The 23,456-nt window shown below is 40.9% G+C and carries 14 protein-coding genes and 1 pseudogene; 1 reads left to right on the top strand and 14 read right to left on the bottom strand.

Annotation, left to right across the window (positions count from 1 at the left end; genetic code table 11):
• Nucleotides 1-3: 3 nt before the first annotated feature.
• Nucleotides 4-1,245, bottom strand: a complete 1,242-nt coding sequence (gene proV, locus LG336_RS01600; RefSeq protein WP_404330836.1) for a glycine betaine/L-proline ABC transporter ATP-binding protein ProV — start codon at nt 1,243-1,245, stop codon at nt 4-6.
• A gap of 263 nt (nt 1,246-1,508) precedes the next feature.
• On the opposite strand from proV, the gene LG336_RS01595 reads away from it, so the two are divergent.
• The gene (locus LG336_RS01595) at nt 1,509-2,048 is read left to right on the top strand and encodes a GbsR/MarR family transcriptional regulator (RefSeq protein ID WP_404330835.1); all 540 of its coding nucleotides are present in this window, start codon (nt 1,509-1,511) and stop codon (nt 2,046-2,048) included.
• A 91-nt stretch (nt 2,049-2,139) separates the two neighbouring features.
• Here the strand turns inward: LG336_RS01595 and LG336_RS01590 are convergent, their stop codons facing one another.
• The 13 genes and pseudogenes from LG336_RS01590 to pyc form a co-directional block, all read right to left on the bottom strand.
• On the bottom strand, nt 2,140-3,633 hold the full coding sequence (locus LG336_RS01590; protein ID WP_404330834.1) for an MFS transporter: 1,494 nt from the start codon (nt 3,631-3,633) through the stop codon (nt 2,140-2,142).
• Nucleotides 3,634-3,777: 144 nt separating this feature from the next.
• Nucleotides 3,778-5,148, bottom strand: coding sequence for a 23S rRNA (uracil(1939)-C(5))-methyltransferase RlmD (gene rlmD, locus LG336_RS01585; RefSeq protein WP_404330833.1), 1,371 nt, complete (start codon nt 5,146-5,148; stop codon nt 3,778-3,780).
• 81 nt (nt 5,149-5,229) lie between these two features.
• Nucleotides 5,230-7,380: a DNA helicase RecQ gene (gene recQ, locus LG336_RS01580; RefSeq protein WP_404330832.1), complete on the bottom strand. Its 2,151-nt coding sequence runs from the start codon at nt 7,378-7,380 to the stop codon at nt 5,230-5,232.
• Between the two features lie 453 nt (nt 7,381-7,833).
• Nucleotides 7,834-9,306 carry a nicotinate phosphoribosyltransferase gene (locus LG336_RS01575; RefSeq protein ID WP_404330831.1) on the bottom strand — a complete coding sequence of 491 codons (1,473 nt, stop codon included), beginning with the start codon at nt 9,304-9,306 and terminating at the stop codon, nt 7,834-7,836.
• Nucleotides 9,307-9,358: 52 nt separating this feature from the next.
• Nucleotides 9,359-9,910: a cysteine hydrolase family protein gene (locus LG336_RS01570; protein ID WP_404330830.1), complete on the bottom strand. Its 552-nt coding sequence runs from the start codon at nt 9,908-9,910 to the stop codon at nt 9,359-9,361.
• Between the two features lie 117 nt (nt 9,911-10,027).
• Nucleotides 10,028-10,969 carry a diacylglycerol kinase gene (locus LG336_RS01565; RefSeq protein ID WP_404330829.1) on the bottom strand — a complete coding sequence of 314 codons (942 nt, stop codon included), beginning with the start codon at nt 10,967-10,969 and terminating at the stop codon, nt 10,028-10,030.
• 329 nt (nt 10,970-11,298) lie between these two features.
• On the bottom strand, nt 11,299-13,215 hold the full coding sequence (locus LG336_RS01560) for a heavy metal translocating P-type ATPase (RefSeq protein WP_404330828.1): 1,917 nt from the start codon (nt 13,213-13,215) through the stop codon (nt 11,299-11,301).
• 759 nt (nt 13,216-13,974) lie between these two features.
• Nucleotides 13,975-15,402: an Asp-tRNA(Asn)/Glu-tRNA(Gln) amidotransferase subunit GatB gene (gene gatB, locus LG336_RS01555; RefSeq protein WP_404330827.1), complete on the bottom strand. Its 1,428-nt coding sequence runs from the start codon at nt 15,400-15,402 to the stop codon at nt 13,975-13,977.
• A 13-nt stretch (nt 15,403-15,415) separates the two neighbouring features.
• A complete protein-coding gene (gatA, locus tag LG336_RS01550; protein WP_404330826.1) occupies nt 15,416-16,873 on the bottom strand; it encodes an Asp-tRNA(Asn)/Glu-tRNA(Gln) amidotransferase subunit GatA in 1,458 nt (485 codons plus the stop codon).
• 12 nt (nt 16,874-16,885) lie between these two features.
• The gene (gatC, locus tag LG336_RS01545; protein ID WP_404330825.1) at nt 16,886-17,176 is read right to left on the bottom strand and encodes an Asp-tRNA(Asn)/Glu-tRNA(Gln) amidotransferase subunit GatC; all 291 of its coding nucleotides are present in this window, start codon (nt 17,174-17,176) and stop codon (nt 16,886-16,888) included.
• A 171-nt stretch (nt 17,177-17,347) separates the two neighbouring features.
• Entirely contained in the window at nt 17,348-17,803 is a 456-nt protein-coding gene (locus tag LG336_RS01540; RefSeq protein WP_404330824.1) for a YueI family protein, read from the bottom strand.
• A 495-nt stretch (nt 17,804-18,298) separates the two neighbouring features.
• Complete coding sequence (gene aceA, locus LG336_RS01535; protein ID WP_404330823.1) at nt 18,299-19,585, bottom strand: isocitrate lyase; 1,287 nt, start codon at nt 19,583-19,585, stop codon at nt 18,299-18,301.
• Nucleotides 19,586-19,979: 394 nt separating this feature from the next.
• Nucleotides 19,980-23,414, bottom strand: a pseudogene (gene pyc / locus LG336_RS01530) (pyruvate carboxylase); the annotation flags it as partial.
• Nucleotides 23,415-23,456 lie beyond the last annotated feature (42 nt).

Raw genomic sequence — 23,456 nt, 5'->3', positions numbered from 1 at the left:
ATCTTACATCACCTCCTTAGCTACTGCTGCTTCAGGCAGCGCAACCTCATTTATATATTGCTCGTTACCCGTAAGAGCACCGATAACCGCGCCTTTAATTAGAATACCTTTTAATCGATTTTTTTCGTCTGTCACCGCAACAGGTATAGTTGCCGATGATACTTTATCAAATAAGTCGATTAATAAAGTATCTGTTCCAACCACATTGAAATCTTTTTCTAAGATAGCATTTAATGGTTGATTTTTTTCTGCAGCACTTGAAGCATCTTTAGCGGTAATGGCACCAAGAAGCTTTTGCTGTTTATCCACTACATATATAGATGAGATTCCTAAATTCTTCATTAATTTAAGTGCCACACGTGGGCCCTTATCAACTTGAACCGTCTCAGCACGCTTCAAAACATGCCCGGCAGTTAGTACCTTCGAAAGGTCTACGTCCTCTACGAATCTCTCAACATATTCATTTGAAGGATGCATTAGGATTTCTTCAGGTGTTCCTACTTGGACAATGTTTCCATCCTTCATCAAGGCAATTCTGTCCCCAATACGAAGGGCTTCATCTAAGTCATGAGTAATAAAGACAATTGTTTTCTCCATATTGGATTGTAACTCTAGCAACTCATCCTGCATATCTTTGCGAATTAATGGATCCAATGCGCTAAAAGCCTCATCCATTAAAAGAACATCAGGATCATTTGCCAGTGCTCGCGCTAGTCCCACACGTTGCTGCATACCACCACTTAGTTGACTAGGGTATTGATTTTCATAACCCTTAAGTCCCACTAGTTCTAATGCTTCTAATGCTTTTTTACTCCTATCAGCCTTTTCAACACCCTGAATCTCTAAACCATACTCAGTGTTCTCAAGCACTGTTCGATGAGGAAATAGGGCAAACTTTTGAAAGACCATACTTACTTTCTTTCTTCTAACTTCCCTTAATTCTTCCTTATTCATCTTCACTACGTCTTTGCCATCAATTTGAACCTGACCGATTGTTGGTTCAATCAAACGATTAAGCAAGCGTACTAAGGTAGATTTACCACTCCCGGATAAACCCATAATTACGAATATTTCTCCAGACTTCACTTCAAAGGATGCTCGATTAACACCAACCGTTGAACCTGTTTCCTTTAGAATTTGTTCCTTTGATTTTCCTTCTTTGATTAACTGCAAGGCCTTCTTAGATGATTTTCCAAAAATCTTGGTAACATCACTGACCTTTATCTTTATATGGCTTTCTTCCATTTTTTCACCTCATTTAATTTGCCGCTGTGGACTTCCTTAATTATAGACTAACCACTTATTTTAATTCAAACAGTGTATTCTGCTATAATTGGTCATATAATACATACAGTAAAAACTGTACATATTATATAAAGGGATCCCTTATAAATCCTCCCATATGCTCCTTTATCCATGGTAGGTAAGAACTTTACTTTTGTTGGATGAATATGTAATCTAGACTTTAATTAATCAATTAGCAACTCTATATGAAGGATGTGAAATAATTGGAGGATAATGAATCATTAGATAGATCACGAAAGATTGTTATAGATGCAATTGCACAGAATATGCACCTTTACGGAATCACGCCCTCTGCTGGACGGTTATATGGACTCCTTTTCTTTTCAGATAAACCACTGACACTAGATGAAATGAAAGAAGAACTCGGGATGAGTAAAACAAGTATGAGTAATTCAGTCAGAAGCTTACTTGACTTAAATATGGTAGAAAAGGTATGGGTAAAGGGTGAAAGAAAGGATCTATATACAATCAAAGAAGATTGGTACCAGTGCTTTTTTGATTACTTTACAATCAAATGGCGAACCGCGATTACGACGAATAGCAGCGCCATGGGAAAATCTCTAAACAAATTACAAGAACTGATTGCTGACCCAGAAACCTCCGAAGACATCCGTGAACAAGCACTTAAAGATGTTAATAAACTAAAAGATAGAATGGATTATTACGATTGGCAGGATAGACTTATCGACAGCTTTGAGACAAAGGAAATTCTAAACTTTGTTCCAATAAAGAAGAATGATTAAAATAGAATGAGCGAGAGGTCGGGACCATAACGCCCGACCTCCAATTTTTTTGCACTTATCTTTATCACTAGAAAAGACTGTTTTATTGAAATCATTCAGGTTCAGGAATCGTAATCTGATTCTTAGCCACAAGTATTTTTTTAACACCCGCAATTTCGTCTTGTATCTCATTCATCCTCTTGCCATTCAATTCGTAAAATTTCATCGCTAAAAGTGACGCCACCCAACCGAACATTGGAAACCCAAATTGGAAAACCAAGGTCATTATTAGTAGAGAGGATGTCATCTCATCCCCTACTTGTGGGAAAACTTCTCTAAACCCAATGGATGCTAATAAGAACCCAACAATGGTTGTTGCTAGAGAAGATATTAGTTTATCAACGAAAGAAAAGATGGTACTAATCATCCCCGGTACATACCTACCTGTAATATGAGTTTCATAATCTGAAGTATCAGCAATCATCGGAATGACCATATTCCCAGTTAACCCGGCAAACCCCATTCCTAATCCATATAAAGCTAAAAAAAGAAATGTATTCAAGCCCATATTAATAAGAGAAATGGTTGCGGGATCAATAATCATCAGCAAGCCTAGGACACCAGCGAAACAAAGAAGCGCCGCCCAAGTCCCATACACAAAAATCCTTTTCATGCCAGCTTTCCTTGCAATCCCAATTCCTATGTATGTTATCAGCAAAGTTGGAAGGATGGTAATCATTTGGATTGTTCCACTCAATGCATAATTCCCTATCAAGATTCCAAAAAACATGACGGGGACTGCGGGTTGCCTTAAGACACTATTAGCAAGCTTGTCCGTCGATGCTGCAATGACGAGCATTTGGAGCGGTCGGTTTCTTTTAATCACCGGCCAATAATCACTAAACTTGGTCTTCACCGACTTTTCTGCAAAACCAAAGTACTCAAGTCGGTCTTTCTTCCAAATACCAATAACAGCTAGAATCGTAAAAATAGCCCCTATTGTTACTCCATACGTTACTAACTCAGTAAATAAAGCTTCAGAAAACTGCCCTCCATATTTCGGAACTAGATATGAAGCAAGCACGACTTGCCCACCAACAAAAATGAGGGTTGTAAAAGTTGCATCAAAGGCTGAAAAAAGCGGACGTTGCTTAGGGTCATTGGTTAACACTGTTTGGGCTGCCCTTGTACAAACTGCCTGGAACGTATATCCAATAATATGGATTGCATACATTCCGATAAAGAACATCAAACGCAAACCCTCTGGCACATGATGGGTTACCATAAACATAATGATTGTGGAAACAGCAAGAATACTATTTCCTAACACCATAAAAGGTCTAAATTTCCCAAACCTTGTATTTGTACGATCAATAATAAACCCTATAATAGGGTCTGTAATTCCATCAAAAATCCTTAACGCCGTCAAAATGGTACTCACAACGACAACCGCCAGCCCAGCAATGCCTGTTGCATAATAAGAAACTAAGCCAATTAAAAAGAAATATAGGTTTGTCGCTGCATTATTGAGTGAAAAAAAGCCAACTTGCCAGATTTTTGACCTATGAATGAATTGGTTTTCTGTAGTAGCACTTGGTTCCGACATTTTTACACCCCTTTCCGTTTGCTATCTTTTTTTAGAATTACCGTTCGTCAGTAAACTATCCAGAGTAGATGTAATCTAACACCCCAAGAAATATCAAATTAAAAAGGCCCAGGATAGTTTTCCTGGACCAAATAATGTAACGAATTAATTTAAAATAAGCTTTGCCACACACTCCACATGTGTTGTCTGCGGGAACATATCCACAGGCTGTACTTCTAGTGTCTTGTATCCACCGTCTTCTAGAATACGGAGGTCTCTTGCGAGTGTCGCTGGGTTACAGCTAACGTAGACGACTTTTTTAGGTTGCATTTCGATGATGGTTTGTAGCAAGGCTTCGTCACAGCCTTTACGTGGCGGATCAACGACAAGGACATCGGCTCTAACACCTTGTTCGTACCATTTTGGGATAACCTCTTCCGCTTTACCAACAGCAAATTCAGCATTGGTAATCGCATTAAGTTCCGCATTTCGCTTTGCATCCTCAATCGCTTCAGGGACGATTTCGACTCCAAACACCTTTTTGGCTTTTTGAGCGAGAAACAACGAAATCGTACCGATTCCACAATAGGCATCCAGCACAGTTTCATCACCATTTAAGCCCGCGTATTCTAAAGCTTTATCATAGAGCACTTTTGTCTGATCAGGGTTAACCTGGTAAAAGCTCAAAGCCGAAATTGCAAATTTTACATCACCGATATAATCGTAGATGACTTCATTGCCCCAAAGGACCTTCGTTTTGTCACCCATAATGACATTTGTTTTTTTTGAATTAACATTATGGACAATTGATTTCACCTTTGGTAGACGAGCTACAATTTTCTCAAGGAGCTTATTTTTAGAGGGAAGGTCCGCTGTTCTTGTGATGATCACAACCATTAACTCACCAGTTTGCTTCGCATAACGAGCCATGATATGGCGGAGGTCGCCCTTATGGGTTTCCTCATTGTACGCTTTGACACCTAGCTCACTACAAATTTCCTTCACAGCCTGAATCGCTTCGTTCACTTCCGCCAGCTGAATTAAACTTTCATTCGTATCTACAATCTCATGACTGCGTGGTTTAAAGAAACCAGAAATCAACTTCCCGTCTTTTTCTCCAACAGGAACTTGAGCTTTATTACGATATTGCCATGGATGCTCCATTCCTAGCACAGGATGTACGGTCACATCTTCAAGCTTTCCAATTCGCGTCAGTACTTGACGAACTTGGTTTTCCTTGAACTTCAGCTGCCCTTCATAGCTGATATGCTGAAGCTGACAGCCACCAAATTTGTGACTCTCTTCTTTTTCGATTTCCACTCTAAAATAGCTTCGTTCTAAAAGCTGAATTAGTCGGCCAATGCCATAGCCTTTGTTTACTTTAATCACTTTAATCTGGGCCTTTTCGCCCGGCAGTCCGCCTTGTACGAATATTGGATATCCGTCTACCTTGGCGACTCCTGCACCGTCATGTGTTAAATCCTCAAATTCTACATCTATATAATCGTTTTTTTGAACTGGCAATGTTTTGCTCATATGATCTTCCTTTTCAGAGATTTGGCTAAGGAAGATTTTAACACAGTCGCGCCTAGATTGCGAAATGCGCTCAACTCCCGATTATTCTACGATAGCCTTTTCCTGTTTTCTTAATCGATACAAAAATACTTTTATCATAAAATAGCTGACTTCATCTGGTAGTAATTCTTTAATAGGTTTTAACCTTTCACGCCCTGCTTCTGAAACAGCCTTCTCTAAATCAGCAAGAAATTCATCTGGAATAAGCAGGGAGAAATCCATATCCATTCCATTTTGTATGCATTGGATTAGATGATTTTCCATTGTGCTCACAGCTAATTCTCGTTTTGCTGCGATTTCACCAACCGTTAGGCCCTCTTGATGAAGCTTATACGTTTCTAAGTGAGAGTTATTCATGGCTTTTTTAGCTGGTTTGGCTGGCTTAACTGAAGGAGTGGCTGTAATAAGCACTTTTTCCCTGTCCGGATTTGCCTCTGCGTATTCAACAATCGCTTGAATAAAGGTTTCTCCATATTTCTCCAACTTGTGTTGACCAACACCACTGACTTGCAAAAACTCTTCTTCCGTCTGTGGCAAACGAGCACACATATCCTTTAGTGAGGAATCAGAGAAAATCACAAATGGTGGGACATGTTCTGCTTCCGCAACAGACTTACGTAATTGGCGAAGCTCTTCAAATAATGGGTCATCATTTGAGACCTGTTTAATCTGAACGGCTTCCTTCCGGAAAACCTGCTGTTTGCCCGTAAGGACCTCCTTGCCCGCCGGAGCAACATAAATGGTTGGATACGCGCCATGTTCAACGCCAATTAGATTGGTAGAAATTAAAAATTCAATGAGCTCTGTAACCTGTTTAGCACTGTGCTCTTTTAAAATTCCATAAGTGCTAAGCTTGTTAAACCCAAGATCCAGTACTTTTTTATTTCGTGAGCCCGTTAGCACGGCAGCCGTTATCGCTTTCCCAAATTTTTGTCCCATACGAATAATACAGCTTAATACCATTTGGGCTTCCTTTGTTACTTCAACGCTGGTACGGGTGTCCGTGCAATTTCCACAACGCCCACAAGGTTCTGCCTCTTCTTCGCCAAAGTATTCGAGAATATAGGCTTGAAGACAGCTCTCCGTATGACAGTAATCTGCCATCTGCTGCAGCTTCTCCAGCTCCTGTGACATTCTCCCCTGCTCTGATGATTGATCAATTAAAAACCGTTGAATCTGCACGTCCTGCGGCGAATAAAGCATCGTACATTCACTTTGCAAACCATCCCGACCTGCACGACCAGCTTCTTGATAATAGCTTTCCATGTTCTTTGGCATTTGGTAATGTACTACATATCGTATATTGGACTTGTCGATTCCCATCCCAAAGGCAGAAGTGGCAACCATAACATCTGCCTGGTCTTTAAGAAATCGTTCTTGTTCACTAGCTCTATCAACATCCCGCATCCCCGCATGATAGCGTACAGCATCTATGCCTTCTTTCTTGAGCCATTCGTATAACTGGTCAACGGTTTTCCTAGTCGCCGCATAAATAATACCCGCTTCATTATGGTTCTTTTTAACATAATCCTTTAAAAAAGCTAATCGGTCCTGCCCTTTAATCACGGAAAAGGATAGGTTTTCTCGTTCAAACCCAGTCAAAACTGAATTCGCAGAATCAATGGCTAGTGAATCACAAATATCTTCCCTAACCCTTGGTGTCGCTGTTGCTGTTAAAGCAAGCACAACCGTATTATCTTGAAGCTTGTCCATCAAACGGGCAATCTGCAAGTAGCTTGGGCGGAAATCATGTCCCCATTGGGATATACAATGCGCTTCATCCACGGCAACAAGTGGTATTTGGATGCTATTTAGCATTTCCTGAAATTCGTAAGACTCTAGCCGCTCCGGGGCAACATAGAGTAGCTTGTATCCACCGTGTACAGCCTCCTCCATTGTTGCAGCAGCCTCCTGGGGACTAAGCGAGCTATTGATAAAAGCAGCAGGGATTCCTAATTGATGTAGTGTATCAACCTGATCTTTCATGAGGGAAATGAGCGGCGAGACCACTAGTGTTGTTCCTGGTAGTATGAGTGCTGGAATTTGATAGACAATTGATTTTCCGCCACCGGTAGGCATGACACAGACCGTATTGTTCCCTTGGAGTACGGATGAAATAGCCTGTTCTTGACCGATACGGAAGGAAGGATAACCAAAATAGGTTTGTAGTAATTCACGAGCTTTTTCTAACAAAATGATAGGCTCCTTTCTTTTTGGGGGAGATTAGGATGAGGAGATACTATAAGTTTTTACTGCTTTATTCTAACATGGAATAGCTTTAATCACTATGGGGTGGGGATAGCTTTAGCAATTCTCTATCATGTTTGAAGAGGTCCTAATGGATTCAATACTAGTTTTCCTGATAAGCGGTGCCTAATTTAGAGTCAGTTTCTAGGATAAAACGGGGGCTTCGGCTCAGTTTTGTCCTTGAAGCCCCCTCTCAAGGACAAAAAAGTGATGCTTTGGCTGATTTTTGTCCTTGAAACCCCCTCTCAAGGACAAATAAGGGGGGCTTCGGCTCAGTTTTGTCCTTGAAACCCCTCCTAAAGGACAATACCAGAAACAACGAAGTGAATATTGTCCTTGAGACAAAATAAAAGCCCCCATGAACTTAAGTCATGAGGACTTTATATAAAACCGCCGTTATCACTTATTCCCTTTTAACGCCTTGACCTTCTTCCTAACTTCTTCAATGTTGTGCATTTTATTTTCCCAGCATTTTTCACTCAGGTCGACAGGGTATTCTTCTGGATTCAAGGAGCGCTGGTATTCGTCCCAAAGCAATCCAAGCGAATCCTTAGAGTAATTTTTTATTGCTTCTAAGGAAGGCAGATCATAAACCAGCTTCCCTTCGACAAAGATATCATGATGAAGATCTATTGCCTCGAAGTCAGTAACAAATTTGCTAATATACGTATGGGTTGGATGGAACATCTTTAGACGTACTTCCTTTTGTGGGTTTTCATCTTCCATGGCAATATAATCGCCCTCAGACATTCCATTTGTTCCATTAATGATTCGATATACCTTTTTCAAACCGGGAGTCGTCACCTTTTCCGGATTGGAGGAAATTTTAATTGTATCGTTCATTTGCCCATGCTCGTCTTCAATCGAGACAACCTTATAGACAGCTCCAAGTGCTGGCTGTTCAAATGCCGTAATAAGCTTGGTTCCGATACCCCAAACATCAATTTTGGCTGCCTGGGCTTTTAAGTTCATGATGGTGTATTCATCAAGGTCACTCGAAGCTACGACCTTGGTTTCTGTAAACCCTGCTTCATCTAACATTCTTCTAGCTTCTTTTGATAAATAAGCCAAATCACCACTATCTAGACGGATGCCGATAAAATTAATTTCATCCCCAAATTCCTTGGCAACTCGGATGGCATTCGGAACTCCTGAACTGAGCGTATTGTATGTATCAACTAAAAAAACACAATCCCGGTGAGTCTCCGCGTATTTATGGAAGGCTGTATATTCATCACGATAAGCTTGCACCATGGAATGGGCATGTGTCCCTGAAATTGGAATCCCAAATAACTTCCCAGCTCGAACATTACTTGTAGCATCAAAGCCGGCAATATATGCCGCACGCGCACCCCATACAGCGGCATCCAGCTCCTGTGCTCGGCGCGACCCAAATTCCAAGGCAGACTCATCTGGAATCACATGTTTGATTCTCGATGCCTTGGTCGCAATGAGTGTTTGGTAATTTACAATATTTAAAAGTACCGTCTCAATCAGCTGGGCCTCTGCCAAAGGTGCTTCCACCCGCACTAATGGTTCTCCAGCAAAAACAATTTCCCCTTCTTTCATCGAGCGAATATTTCCTGTAAACCGCAAGTTCTTTAAATACTCTAGGAAATCCTCTTGAAAACCGCCTTCTGTGCGTAGGTATTCGATGTCATCATTACTGAATTTAAAGTCCTTTACGATATCAATCATTCGCTCTAGACCAGCAAACACGGCATATCCATTTCCAAAAGGAAGCTTTCGGAAAAATAGTTCGAATACTGCCTTGCGATTATGCATCCCATCCCGCCAGTAAGTTTCGACCATATTAATTTGATATAAGTCTGTATGAATTAAAAAGCTATCATCATTATATTTCGTAGCCATAAATACTCCTCCGATTCCACGTCAACTTCGGCTTCCATTCTAGTTGAAAATCTTATTTTACCATTGCCCCCATCGCACTTTCAAAATGCCCCAATGCCCATTGATGTCCATCCTGATTAAACGATGCAACGGCATCCTTATAGACAACAATCTTAAATCCCCGATTATAAGCATCAACAGCCGTATGTAAGACACAAATATCGGTGCAAACACCGACAAGATGAATTTCTGTAATCCCACGTTCACGCAGCCTTATTTCCAAGTCTGTACCCGCAAATGCCGAATAACGTGTTTTATCTAAGTAATGAACATGAGCTTTATCATAATGGTTCTCGTATAAATCCTTTAGGCTTCCATATAATTCTCGACCCTTTGTTCCCCGAATGTTATGAGGAGGATAAAGTTTTGTTTCGGGATGCAACTGATCGCCTTCATCATGTACATCTACTGCGAAGACAACATAATCTCCGTCTTCGATGAAAGCTTCTGTTAATCGAACAAGTTCCCCTTCAATAGCCTGACCAGGTTGGCCACATGTTAGCGCACCTTCATCCGAAACAAAGTCAAATGTGTAATCGATATTGATCAATGCCTTCTTCCCCATATCAGCCACTCCCTTTTTACTCCTTAATTTTTAATTTCCCCTATCTTTCGCTTTTTAATAGTCTGCTAATAACTTGCTGATTAGAAAAAACCGCACCCATTAGGAGCGGCTCGCATGCTATTCTTCCTTTGCAATGTCCTCCAGGGATTCCGGTCGGTCTTCCGGACGAATCTGATCAAGTGGTACATATACTTCGATATGGCGGTAAAGATTTTCAAATTCAGCGGGGATGTCGCCACCATATTCACCATCTAAGTTAATCTGAACACGATCTTTTGAGTTCACTCGAATTCGATTGGCCTTTGTGTAGATGACTTTCGAATCATTGAGATGTTCTCCTCGAAGGGCAAGCGTTGCGATACGGATAAAATCAGCAAGATTCGTTTTCTTTAAAATGAGGAGCGTAAACATTCCATCATTAATCGAAGCATTCGGTGCAAGCTTTTCAAAGCCGCCAACTGAATTCGTCAAGCCGATAAGGAATAACATTGTCTCCCCTTCATACAACTTCCCATCATATTCAATGCTCACTTCTGTTGCTCGAATCGACGGCAACATCTCGACCCCTTTTAAATAATAGGCAAGTTGGCCAAGCATTGTTTTTAATTTTATGGGAACATCATACGTTAATTCCGTAATCCGTCCGCCTCCGGCAATATTTATAAAATATCTATCATTCATTCGACCAACATCGACCGGGATACTCTCACCTTTAACAATAATATCTGTAGCTTGCTCGATATCTCGCGGAATATGAAGGGCACGGGCAAAGTCATTGGTTGTCCCAGTTGGGATAATCCCAAGTCTAGGGCGGTATTCTTGTTCTGCAAGCCCATTGACCACTTCACTAATCGTTCCGTCTCCTCCAGCAGCTATGACTAAATCGTATCGTCTTTCTACCGCTACTCGGGCAGCATAGGTAGCATCGCCTCCACCAGTAGTAGCATGACAGGAAGTTTCGTAACCTGCTTGTTCCAACCGCATTAAAACCTCAGGCAAATGTTTCTTGAAGATTTCCCGTCCCGATGTAGGATTATATATAATTCTCGCTCTTTTCATATCCCATCATCCTAATAAATGAATTGTTTTTTATTTGACCCTATTCTTTTCATCCATTTCATCATATCCTAAAAGTTGCCTATTTAGCAATTTTCAATCTTGTTCTCTTTTCAATATTCTATGTATATTGGATTACCATTAGCCTTTAAAGTCATGGTTCCGAGCCTACCTATTGTGAAGAATGCATTTGAATTATTATCCTACTATTTCTTCATTCATTCTCGCTAATCAAACGTTTGATTGAAATCATCTTGATAAGACAACGTTTATCGACCTACATACTCAACTTAAAAATAGAAAACGGCAGCTAATAGCCACCGTTTACTATTCTATAATCGTAACAATCTTAGCCCATTCAAGATTACTAAGATTGTACTTCCTTCATGCCCAATCACTCCCATTGGCAAGGCCAAGGATTGCATAAAATTTGAAGCAATCAAAATCATTATGACAGTAATGGAGAAGATAATGTTTTGTTTGATGATTCTGTTCATTTTCTTGGAGAGCTTAACCGCCTCGGCAATTCTAGGCAAATCATTTTTCATTAATACGATATCCGCTGTTTCTAAGGCAACATCTGTTCCTTCACCCATCGCAATCCCAACTGAGGCTGTCGCTAACGCTGGAGCATCATTAATCCCATCCCCAACCATTGCTACAGTTCCAAATCTTTCTTTTAACTTTTTCATTTCCTCGACCTTTGTCTCAGGAAGACACTCAGCAATATGCATATCTATTCCGGTCTCAGAAGCAATGGCTATCGCTGTTTTTTTACTATCACCTGTCAGCATAACAGTGTGAATACCCTCTTGCTTTAAGGCTTGAATCGCTCGAATCGTCTCTTCACGGACAGTATCCTTTAATGCAAGTACCCCAGCAATTCCTTTTTCATCTCTAGCAAAGACAACTGTTTTGCCTTGCTCAGCAAAGGTCAGAGCCTTTCCATTCTGGAACTGCTCAGCTTCATTTCGACCAACAAAGTCCGCTTTCCCAACCTTCCACTCAACACCATCAAAACTTGCCTGAACTCCAAAACCGGCAACATCCTGCATATTTTCAGGTTTGATCAGCACGCTACCTTTTGCGTTTGCAAAGCTCACGATCGCCGAAGCGAGAGGATGATTTGAAAATTTTTCAATGGAACCCACGCGCTGAAGCAATTCTTCCTCAGTTAAATCTTCTCTTACAACCACATCCGTTACTTCAGGTTTCCCCTTGGTTAATGTACCGGTTTTATCAAAAGCAATAGCTTTTAAGTTTCCGAGATTCTCAAGATGCATTCCGCCTTTAAATAAAATTCCATGACGTGCTCCATTGGAAATGGCTGATAACGTGGCTGGCATAATCGAAGCTACTAGTGCACATGGAGATGCAACTACTAGTAAAATCATTGCACGGTAAAATGTTTCTTGCCAACTCCAACCAAGCGCAAAGTGCGGAACAAACATCATTAACCCAACGACTACCAACACTGTTTTAACGTACTTCCCTTCAAAGCGCTCGATAAATTGTTGGGAAGGTGATTTTGCACTTTGGGCCGTTTGCACAAGATTGATGATTTTCTGAAATAAAGTCTCATGGTTAGGTTTGGTAATTTCTACGGTAATTGACCCTCGCAAATTTACGGTTCCAGCAAAAACCTCATCATTCAGGGATTTACTAACCGGGATGGATTCTCCCGTAATCGCGGCTTCATCTAAATTTGTATGCCCTTCAATAATTTTTCCATCTGAAGGAACTCTTTCACCAGGTTTAACTAAAATGTGGTCCCCAACAGTTAAAGCAGCAACAGGGACAACTTCTTCTATTCCATTTTTAACTCGCAATGCTTCCTCTGGCTGTAGATCCATTAAAGCGGAAATTTCTTTGTGACTTTTATTCATCGTATACGTTTCAAGAGCACCACTCAAGGCGAAGATAAAAATCAAGATGGCACCCTCTGTCCAATAGCCGATAATTGCTGACCCGATTGCCGCAAAAATCATCAGCATTTCCACGTTCAATTCTTTGTTAGCGATTGTATCTTCAATACCTTCTTTTGCTTTTGCAAATCCGCCGATGAAATAAGCCGCCACATAGACCATAACAGATGCCGTTCCAAGGTCGTATTTCGACAGAAGCCAGCCTATGAAAATTAACACCCCACTTAAGAGTGCAGCAATCAATTCAAGATGTGGTTTCACTTTTTCAAACCTATTCGCATCTACTTCTGTTGGTTGATGTAATGATTTCGTTTCTGCGAGCACGAAGATTCCTCCTTTACCTGTTCTAAACCGCCCAATATTCTCATTTAAATATTTTTAATTGAGAATCATTATTGTTTAACTTCTTTTGATTTTTATATTAATAAAATGATATCACCACAACAAAGTGACAATAACAAGCTTTAGTAGGTTTATTTTAACACAGCATTTTGTAATAGACAATAATTATTACAATTTAGTAATCATTTTAGATGTTGATAATCATTATCATTCAATTTGAACTTGAAATTCTAATCTAATTGAAGGTTTTCTTGCCTTCCGCTCCAATTGACGGGTTTGGAAAGCGCCGGATCCTTCTTTGGATCCTCTGATTATTTGAATAAGGGGAGTTTTTACCGTTAACCTTCAGAATAAGGCTAGGTTCGAGGGATATAAGGGGAATTTTTACCGTTAAGGCAAAGAAAGATGGGCCATTTTCATGGTTTTCAATCAAATAGAGGGAATCTTTCCCTCTATTTACTCTATTTTTCGTGCTATTTCCATAATAAGAGGAATTTCTCCCCTTATTTAGTGGCTTATATGCTGGAAATTCTTCAAGATTCGGAGATCGCTAACTAACCGGTGCTTATCTTAAGATAAAAAATGCTTGGAGCATATCATATGTCTCCAAGCATTTTTCTTTTCTGATTCACTTGCCAAATTGCTTTTTAATTTTGGTACGAATTACTATACGAAAAGCAATGTTCATTCCTATTTTGTACTTCAAAACAGAACCCGTTAATTTTAGCCAGCCTGTTTCTTTTACCTTTTATTTAACTCTTGTACCAATAGCTTATTGACAAGTGGTGGGTTGGCTTGACCTTTTGTCGCTTTCATAATTTGGCCAACAAAGAAGCCCTTCGCCTTTTCGTTGCCACTCTTAAAGTCCTCTAATGGTTTTGGGTTGGCATCGATGATTTCGTTGATGATTTTTGTTAATTCGCCTTCATCAGAAATCTGAACAAGTCCTTTTTCTTTTACAATTTTCTCCGCATCGCCGCCATTTTCAATTAATTCCTTAAAAACGGTTTTGGCAATTTTAGATGAAATGGTACCGTTCGCAATCAACTTGATCATTCCAGCTAACCCTTCAGGTGTTAATGGTACTTCATGCAGTTCCTTGCCTTCTGCATTTAAGTAACCTGAAACATCCCCCATCACCCAGTTTGAAGCTTGTTTCGGCTCTGCTTCAGCTGCACATACTGCTTCAAAGAAATCAGACATTTCCTTGGTAACGGTTAGAACATTTGCATCATATGCAGGCAAACCAAGTTCCTCAATATAACGCTTTTTACGAGCGTCTGGAAGTTCAGGGATTTCGGCACGAACACGCGCCTTCCACTCTTCATCAATATAAAGGTCGGTTAGATCAGGCTCAGGGAAATAACGATAGTCATCAGAGCCTTCTTTTACACGCATTAGGATGGTTGTATTTGTTGCTTCATCAAACCGGCGTGTTTCCTGCTCGATGACACCACCTGCACGTAGAACCTCAGCTTGACGCTTTACCTCATACTCTAGCCCCTTACGAACAAAGTTAAATGAGTTTAGGTTTTTCAACTCTGTCTTTGTACCAAACTCTTTTTGACCTACTGGTCGAAGCGAGATATTGGCATCACAACGAAGCGAACCTTCCTCCATTTTACAATCGGAAACTCCTGTGTATTGAATAATTGATTTTAATTTTTCAAGATAGGCATATGCTTCATCAGGAGTGCGGATATCTGGCTCAGAAACGATTTCCACTAACGGTGTTCCTTGTCGATTGTAATCAACTAAGGAATAGCCATTTCCGTGGGTTAATTTTCCTGCATCCTCTTCCATATGAATGCGGGTGATACCAATTTTCTTTTTTTCACCGTTTACTTCAATTTCAATCCAGCCATGCTCGCCAATGGGTTTATCAAATTGGGAAATCTGATAAGCTTTAGGATTGTCTGGATAAAAATAATTCTTCCGGTCAAACTTCGTTTCCGTTGCGACTTCACAATTCAATGCCATACAAGCCTTCATGGCATAGTCAACCGCTTTTTTGTTTACAACAGGTAATACCCCTGGATATCCGAGGTCAATAACCGTTGTATTGGTATTCGGCTCTGCGCCAAAATGGTTTGGGCTGCTTGAAAAGATTTTTGAGTTTGTTTTTAATTCAACGTGGACCTCGAGTCCAATCACCGTTTCAAATTCCATTGCTTCTCACCCCTTACAATTGTGGTTTTTGTTTATGATAGTCTGTTGCTTGTTCAAATGCATGCGCTACTTTATAGACTAGGCTTTCATCAAAATGCTTCCCAATAATCTGTAGCCCTAATGGAAGTCCATCAGCAAATCCACATGGAACAGAGATTCCCGGTACACCAGCAAGGTTGACCGGAATCGTTAAAATATCATTTACATACATCGTCATTGGATCTGCAAGATTTTCGCCAATTTTAAAAGCAGGAGTTGGAGTTGTTGGTCCAATAATCACGTCATACTTTTGAAAAATATCTTCAAAATCCTTTTTGATTAGGGTACGTACCTTTTGCGCCTTTTTATAGTAGGCATCATAATAGCCTGAGCTTAACGCAAAGGTTCCGAGCATAATCCGACGTTTGACCTCATCTCCGAAGCCTTGCTCACGTGTCATTTTATACATATCCAATAAATTCTGCGCATCCGGCGTACGATAGCCATAGCGAACTCCGTCAAAACGGGAAAGGTTCGCCGATGCCTCAGAAGAGGATAATAAATAATAAGTTGATAATGCATATTTCGAATGAGGGAGTGATACTTCTTCCCAAGTAGCGCCTAGCTTCTCCAACACCTTTAGGGCATCAAGGACAGATTGTTTAACTTCCTCGTTGACCCCTTCACCAATGTATTCTTGCGGAACGGCAATTTTCAAGCCCTTTATATCACCTGTCAGAGCCTTCACATAATCCGGAACGGCGACATTTGCGGAGGTAGAGTCCATTTCATCATGGCCAGCAATCGCTTTTAAAAGATAAGCGTTATCCTCCACCGTTCTTGTCACCGGTCCAATTTGATCTAGAGAGGACGCAAAGGCAACAAGTCCGAAGCGGGAAACAAGCCCGTATGTTGGCTTCATTCCGACTACCCCACAGAACGATGCCGGCTGACGGATGGATCCTCCTGTATCAGATCCTAATGAAAATAATACTTCACCAGCAGCAACAGATGCAGCTGAACCACCCGAAGAGCCGCCAGGAACGCGGTCAAGATTCCACGGATTCCGTGTATCTTTGAAGCCTGAGTTTTCTGTTGAAGAACCCATTGCAAACTCATCCATATTCAGCTTTCCGATTGTTACGGTTTCAGCCTGATGCAATTTCCCCATAACTGTCGCATCATAAATAGGGTCAAAGTTTTCAAGAATTTTACTCGCACAGGTTGTCCGCAAATTCTTGGTCACGATATTATCCTTAATCCCAATTGGCATCCCAAATAAAAGACCCTTTTCATCCGTTTGTCCAATTTTTTCATCTAATGCCTTTGCCTTAGCACGAGCATTTTCTTCATCTAGTGCTAAAAAGGCCTGGACCTTCCCCTCTACCTCGTTGATTCGCTTATAGGAAGTCTCAACAAGGTCTGTAACCGTGATTTCTTTTTTATGTAATAGTTCGTGAAGATCTGATACCTTCTGATCAAATAAACTCATGGCTCCTCCTCCTTACTCAATAATCGGTGGTACTTTTATTTGACCATCCTGATGATCTGGAGCATTTTTCAATACTTCTTCATTTGGAAGGCCTGGCTTTGCAACATCTTCTCTCATAACATTCTTAATTTCGAGGACATGAGAAGTCGGCTCTACATTTTCCGTGTCTACTTCATTTAACTGCTCGGCATATGTAATAATTTTATCTAGCTGCTGAGTGAAACGACTTGCCTCTTCCTCTGTTATCGCTAACCTCGCTAGATGCGCAACATGTTTTACTTGATCCGTTGAAATTCTTGACATAAAATGCCACCTCCTTGAATATTCGCACAATACGCAATAATAATGATAATAGCAGACTTTTCCGCACTAAAGCAATATAATCAGCCTTATTCTCACTATTTACTTTGAACTTCTTTACGTTTTAAAAAAATATCCCCGGCATCGTTCGCTAGGCCAGGGAGAGGTCTACTCTTATCTTTTGCTAAACAGTGTTTTCACTTTGGAAAAGATACCAGTACCTTCATTCTCATTGAGTACACCGTCTAGTTTTAGATTCGGCTTCTTTGATAAAGTTATATCTTCTTTATCAATCGCATAATCATACGCTAATACAAGACCGTACTCAGAGTCATGCTCTTTATTGGTAACAATTTTATAGGGCATCTTCATTCCATCTGCTAACGTAATGTATTTCGAATAAAAACTATAATTCATATTCCCATTTAGATAAATCTGGGCACCTTTGTTACTTTCTAAAAGTTGTTTAAACTCAGGTTCAATTTGCTTTTTTCTAACCTCAGCTTTTGTTAGTGCGACGACAACCCTCTCACGGATTGTTCCGAGGAATTTCCGTCTTTCGTCTGGTTTTGTTTGCTTCGCTCCATGAATCCCCTGCTGCAGGATATCATCTAGATTTTGCTTACCCATATTGATCACCCCCTAATATCTCCTAATTATTTATGACGATAAACGAAAAAGGTGCGAACCTTCAACTAATCAGGTTCAACTCGAGTCACCGCCCGAATGTGCTCCTTCCCCAGATCCTAATCCAAACATTTTGGTCTCATCTGCTTTATGAAGCGGGGTTCGGCGGGATTCTCAGCTGGATTCCGGGTTCATTCCCCTTATGAAGCGGGGTTTGGCGTCATTCTCAGCTGGATTCCGGGTTCATTCGCTTTATGAAGCGGGTTTCCCCTACCTTCACTCTATTTTAGGCCCTTACTTAACATCTTTTCGCTGTTCAAGCACTCTACTTCAAAGAATCTGATTTATAGGAGTCTCTAACCCTCCCCTTGCTTCCTAATTTTAACCTATAAAAGAAGAAAAAAAACCTTCTCCAATCTGGAGAAGGCAAAAAGGAGATATATAGGTGAAAATCAACACAACGTAGTGATGGTAAAACAGTTAAATCAGACGAGAATATTACTTAGAAGAAGTCGAGAATTGCTCTTCTTCTGTTGAGCCTTTAAGGGCGGTTGTTGAAGAGGTTCCGCCAGTGATGGTCATAGCTACTTGATCAAAATAACCTGTTCCAACTTCACGCTGATGTCTTGTTGCAGTATAGCCATATTGCTCGCTATCAAACTCAGCTTGCTGAAGCTTAGAGTAAGCAGCCATTCCATGATCCTTGTAGCCACGAGCCAATTCAAACATGCTGTGATTTAGTGCATGGAAACCTGCAAGTGTAACGAATTGGAACTTGTAACCCATTTTCCCAAGCTCTCTTTGGAACTTTTCAATGGTTTCATCATCCAATTTCTTCTTCCAGTTGAATGAAGGAGAACAGTTATAAGCAAGAAGTTTACCAGGGAACTTCTCATGGATGGCTTCAGCAAAACGTTTTGCTTCATCAAGACTTGGTTCAGAAGTCTCACACCAGATTAAGTCTGCATATGGTGCATATGCTAGCCCGCGAGCAATTGCCTGATCAAGACCAGCTTTTGTGCGGAAGAAGCCTTCAGGAGTACGCTCGCCAGTGATAAATGGTGCATCAATTGGATCCACATCGCTAGTGATTAAGTCTGCTGCATTGGCATCTGTACGTGCAACAACAAGTGTTGGGGTTCCCATTACATCAGCCGCAAGGCGGGCAGAGATTAAGTTACGAACCGCTGTTTGAGTTGGAAGCAATACTTTTCCACCAAGGTGACCACATTTCTTTTCAGAAGAAAGCTGATCTTCAAAGTGGACGCCTGCTGCTCCTGCCTCAATCATCCCTTTCATTAATTCGAAAACGTTCAACTGACCCCCGAAGCCTGCTTCAGCATCAGCCACGATTGGAGCGAACCAGTCGATGGAATCGTCTCCCTCAGAATGGGTGATTTGGTCAGCACGTTGAAGTGCTTGGTTGATTCGCTTTACTACAGATGGAACACTGTTTGCTGGATATAAGCTTTGGTCTGGATACATATTTCCTGAGAGGTTTGCATCGGCAGCTACCTGCCACCCACTTAAGTAAATGGCCTTCAGCCCAGCTTTCACCTGCTGAACAGCCTGATTTCCTGTTAAAGCGCCAAGTGCGTTTACGAAGTCCTCTTCGTTCACAAGCTTCCATAGCTTCTCTGCACCACGACGCGCTAATGTATATTCAATGTCAATTGATCCTCGTAATTTAATAACCTCTTCAGCTGAATAAGGCCTTTCAATTCCTTTCCAACGTGCATCCATTTCCCAGCTTTCTTGTAACTGCTTTGCTCTTAAATCTGTCATCAATAATTCCTCCTAACAAAATATAATTCTATTAATCTTGGTTAAAATACAGAAACGTCTGAAGGTCTCTGTTTGAATTAACCAACTGATTAGCAAGTTCGTGTTGTTATACTACAGTGAATCGTTTAACTATTTGTATTATATAACAGCGAAATTAAAATGCAACGGTTTTACGGTAATTTTTTTGAATATTCATTCGACAATTGTTTGGATTAGGGAAACAATTTTCAATTAGGGGAAAACTTTAATCGTTGATATCATGCTATTCGGCAATAAAAAAAGCGCATAAGGGAGTCCCTTACACGCTTTTTTTTGGCTATCTATAAAACTTTTAAAGTGTACTTAGTACATCTTGGTTCAAGGAAGACGATGTTCCTGCCTCCGCTTGAGCTTGTTTATCCACCTCTATAAGCAGATCTCCAGGTGAGATCGAATCTCCACCTTGGACGTAAATATCTTTTACTACACCAGAAAAAGGTGCCTGAATCGTTGTTTCCATTTTCATTGCCTCTGTAATGATTAAATGATCTCCTTGATTGACACTTTCACCTTTTTCAACGAGTACTTTAATGACTGTTCCAGGCATTGTACCAGCAATATGCTGCTCATTTTTAGGATCTGCTTTAATTTTAGAAGTAACAGAGGATTTCACACTCTCATCCTTGATGACAATTTCCCGCTGTTGCCCGTTCAATTCAAAATAAACAATACGGGTACCGTCGGCATGGGCCTGACCGATTGAAACTAATTTTACAATTAAGGTCTTCCCTGTTTCGATTTCAACCTCAATTTCTTCTCCCAAACTCATCCCATAGAAGAACGTTAGTGTATCAAGCTTAGATACATCACCAAATTCTTCGATTTTCTTTGTGTAATCCTGGAATACCTTCGGATACAAGGCATAAGTGATAACATCATGGTCTGTTACTTGACGACCAAGCTCTTGATAAAGCTGATTTCGGAGTGCGGTAAAATCAACATCCTCAAGAAGCTCCCCAGGTCGGACCGTAATTGGCTGCTTGCCTTTTAAAATGACCTTTTGAAGTTCCTTAGGGAAACCTCCTGCCGGCTGCCCTAAATATCCTTCAAACATTTCGATGACAGAGTCAGGGAAGTCAATCTTATCTCCCTTCTCTAGGACGTCTTGTTCTGTTAAATCATTTTGAACCATAAATAAAGCCATATCTCCGACCACTTTTGACGATGGGGTTACCTTTACAATATCGCCGAACATTAGATTAACGCGCTTATACATATCTTTTACTTCTTCCCAGCGTTCACCAAGACCCACAGCTTTTGCCTGTTGCTGCAGATTACTATATTGCCCACCAGGCATTTCATGCTGGTAGACCTCAGGATGTGGAGCAATCATGCCGCTTTCAAAATCCTGATAATATTTCCGGACACCTTCCCAATATTTTGTGACTTGTTCTAGGTTGTCAATATTTAAAGCTGGCTCACGCTCGGTGCCTTTTAGCGCATAATAAAGGGAGTTTGCACTTGGTTGCGACGTCATTCCAGCCATTGAGCTAGCAGCGACATCGACGATATCTACGCCCGCATCAATCGCCTTTGCATAAGTGTAAATACCATTCCCGCTCGTATCATGCATATGAAGGTGAATCGGAAGATCAACAGTATCTTTTAACTCTGAGATTAACCTGTAGGCCGACTGTGGTTTTAACAACCCTGCCATATCCTTAATAGCTAAAATATGCGCGCCTTGATTTTCAAGCTCTTTTGCCATGTCTTTATAATACTGGATGTTGTATTTTGGACGAGCTGGATCATCGATGTCCCCTGTATAACAGATAGCAGCCTCAGCAATTTTGCCTGTTTGGCGTACCGCATCAATGGCTGTCTCCATCCCTTTCACCCAGTTTAAGCTGTCGAATATACGGAATACGTCAATTCCGGCATCTGCTGACTGTTTGACGAACTCATAGATGACATTGTCTGGATAATTTTTATATCCTACAGCGTTCGATGCACGAAGAAGCATCTGGAACAGCACATTCGGAATTTGCTGTCGTAATGTAATCAGCCGCTTCCACGGGTCCTCACTTAAGAATCGGTAGGAAACATCAAACGTTGCCCCACCCCACATTTCAAGTGAAAATAAATCAGGTAGCAACTTCGATGTTGGCTCAGCAATTTGGGTTAAATCATTTGTCCGTACACGAGTAGCAAGTAAGGATTGATGCGCATCACGGAAGGTCGTATCTGTTAATAGCACTTCTTGGCGCGATTTCACCCATTCTGCAAGTCCCCTTGCCCCTTTTTCATCTAAAATTTGCTTTGTCCCTGCTGGCGCAGGATCTAAGGTTTCAACCTTTGGAATGTAGAGCTCATCATAAACAGGCTTTTTCTTCTTTTCAATCCCTGGGAAGCCGTTAATCGAAACATTTCCAATGTAGTTAAGCAATTTGGTTCCACGGTCTTTTCGCTTAGGAAAAATAAACAGTTCCGGAGTCGTATCGATAAAGGATGTATCATAATTCCCAGTAATAAACTTCTCATGAAGCATTACATTTTCAAGGAACGGGATATTCGTCTTGATTCCGCGAATCCGGAACTCTTTTAAATTTCTTAGCATTTTAGAAGCCGCTTGCTCAAATGTCATTGCATGTGTAGACACTTTTACAAGAAGCGAGTCGTAATAAGGGGTAATAACCGCACCCTGGTAGCCATTTCCTGCATCTAAACGAACTCCGAAGCCACCACCAGAACGGTACGCCATAATTTTACCTGTATCTGGCATAAAGTCATTCAATGGATCTTCTGTGGTCACACGCGATTGGATGGCATAGCCATGTGTAAAGATATCTTTTTGCTCTGGTATGCCGACCTTTCCACTGTGTAACGCATGTCCTTGCGCAATTAAAACTTGAGATTGAACAATGTCAATTCCAGTAACCATTTCCGTAATCGTATGCTCGACCTGAACACGTGGATTTACTTCGATAAAGAAAAATTCATTTCCAGACACAAGGAACTCCACTGTTCCGGCATTTAAGTAGTCAACATTCTTCATTAGTTTAACGGCTGCAGCACAAATTTCATTCCGTAAATTCTCAGGCAAAGATACACACGGAGCCACTTCAACCACCTTTTGGTGGCGGCGTTGAACAGAACAATCGCGCTCATAAAGGTGGACAATATTGCCCTCATGATCTCCTAAAATTTGAACCTCAATATGCTTTGGATTTTGCACTAATTTTTCAACATACACTTCATCGTTGCCGAAAGCAGCCTTGGCTTCTGACTTTGCACGAGCATATGCTTCCTTGACGTCTTCAATTTTGTTTACGATACGCATTCCTCGGCCACCGCCACCGAGTGAAGCTTTAATGATAATTGGGAAACCATGTTGAGCACCAAAGGAAATGACCTCATCCACAGAGGAAACCGGTCCGTCCGTTCCTGGGATAACAGGAATATCAGCCATTTGTGCCTGCGTTCTAGCTTTGACTTTGTCGCCAAACATGTCTAAATGCTTTGTTTTAGGACCAATAAAGATGATTCCCTCTTCATCACATCTTCGCGCAAACTCAATGTTCTCAGAAAGAAATCCATAGCCAGGATGAATGGCGTCCACTTGGGCCTGTTTAGCAATTCGAATAATGTCTTCGATATCCAAATAGGCATCAATCGGCTTTTTGCCTTCCCCAACAAGATATGCTTCATCCGCCTTATAACGATGATAAGCTCCTAAATCTTCCTTTGAGTAAATAGCTACCGTGCGAATATGCAACTCTGTACACGCTCGGAACACCCGGATGGCAATTTCACCACGATTCGCTACTAAAACCTTATTAATTTTCTTCATAACAACACGCCTTTCATAAAAATAGTAATGATTAAGTATGAG

The sequence above is a fragment of the Mesobacillus maritimus genome (assembly GCF_044803185.1).
Lineage (GTDB): Bacteria > Bacillota > Bacilli > Bacillales > Cytobacillaceae > Mesobacillus_B > Mesobacillus_B maritimus_B.
This window is presented reverse-complemented; position numbering and strand designations above follow the sequence as displayed.

Bases quoted from the DNA above. Each gene is read 5' to 3' on its own strand.
- proV (WP_404330836.1), bottom strand. From the start codon at position 1,245: ATGGAAGAAAGCCATATAAAGATAAAGGTCAGTGATGTTACCAAGATT.
- LG336_RS01590 (WP_404330834.1), bottom strand. From the start codon at position 3,633: ATGTCGGAACCAAGTGCTACTACAGAAAACCAATTCATTCATAGGTCA.
- rlmD (WP_404330833.1), bottom strand. From the start codon at position 5,148: ATGAGCAAAACATTGCCAGTTCAAAAAAACGATTATATAGATGTAGAA.
- LG336_RS01575 (WP_404330831.1), bottom strand. From the start codon at position 9,306: ATGGCTACGAAATATAATGATGATAGCTTTTTAATTCATACAGACTTA.
- LG336_RS01570 (WP_404330830.1), bottom strand. From the start codon at position 9,910: ATGGGGAAGAAGGCATTGATCAATATCGATTACACATTTGACTTTGTT.
- LG336_RS01565 (WP_404330829.1), bottom strand. From the start codon at position 10,969: ATGAAAAGAGCGAGAATTATATATAATCCTACATCGGGACGGGAAATC.
- gatB (WP_404330827.1), bottom strand. From the start codon at position 15,402: ATGGAATTTGAAACGGTGATTGGACTCGAGGTCCACGTTGAATTAAAA.
- gatA (WP_404330826.1), bottom strand. From the start codon at position 16,873: ATGAGTTTATTTGATCAGAAGGTATCAGATCTTCACGAACTATTACAT.
- gatC (WP_404330825.1), bottom strand. From the start codon at position 17,176: ATGTCAAGAATTTCAACGGATCAAGTAAAACATGTTGCGCATCTAGCG.
- LG336_RS01540 (WP_404330824.1), bottom strand. From the start codon at position 17,803: ATGGGTAAGCAAAATCTAGATGATATCCTGCAGCAGGGGATTCATGGA.
- aceA (WP_404330823.1), bottom strand. From the start codon at position 19,585: ATGACAGATTTAAGAGCAAAGCAGTTACAAGAAAGCTGGGAAATGGAT.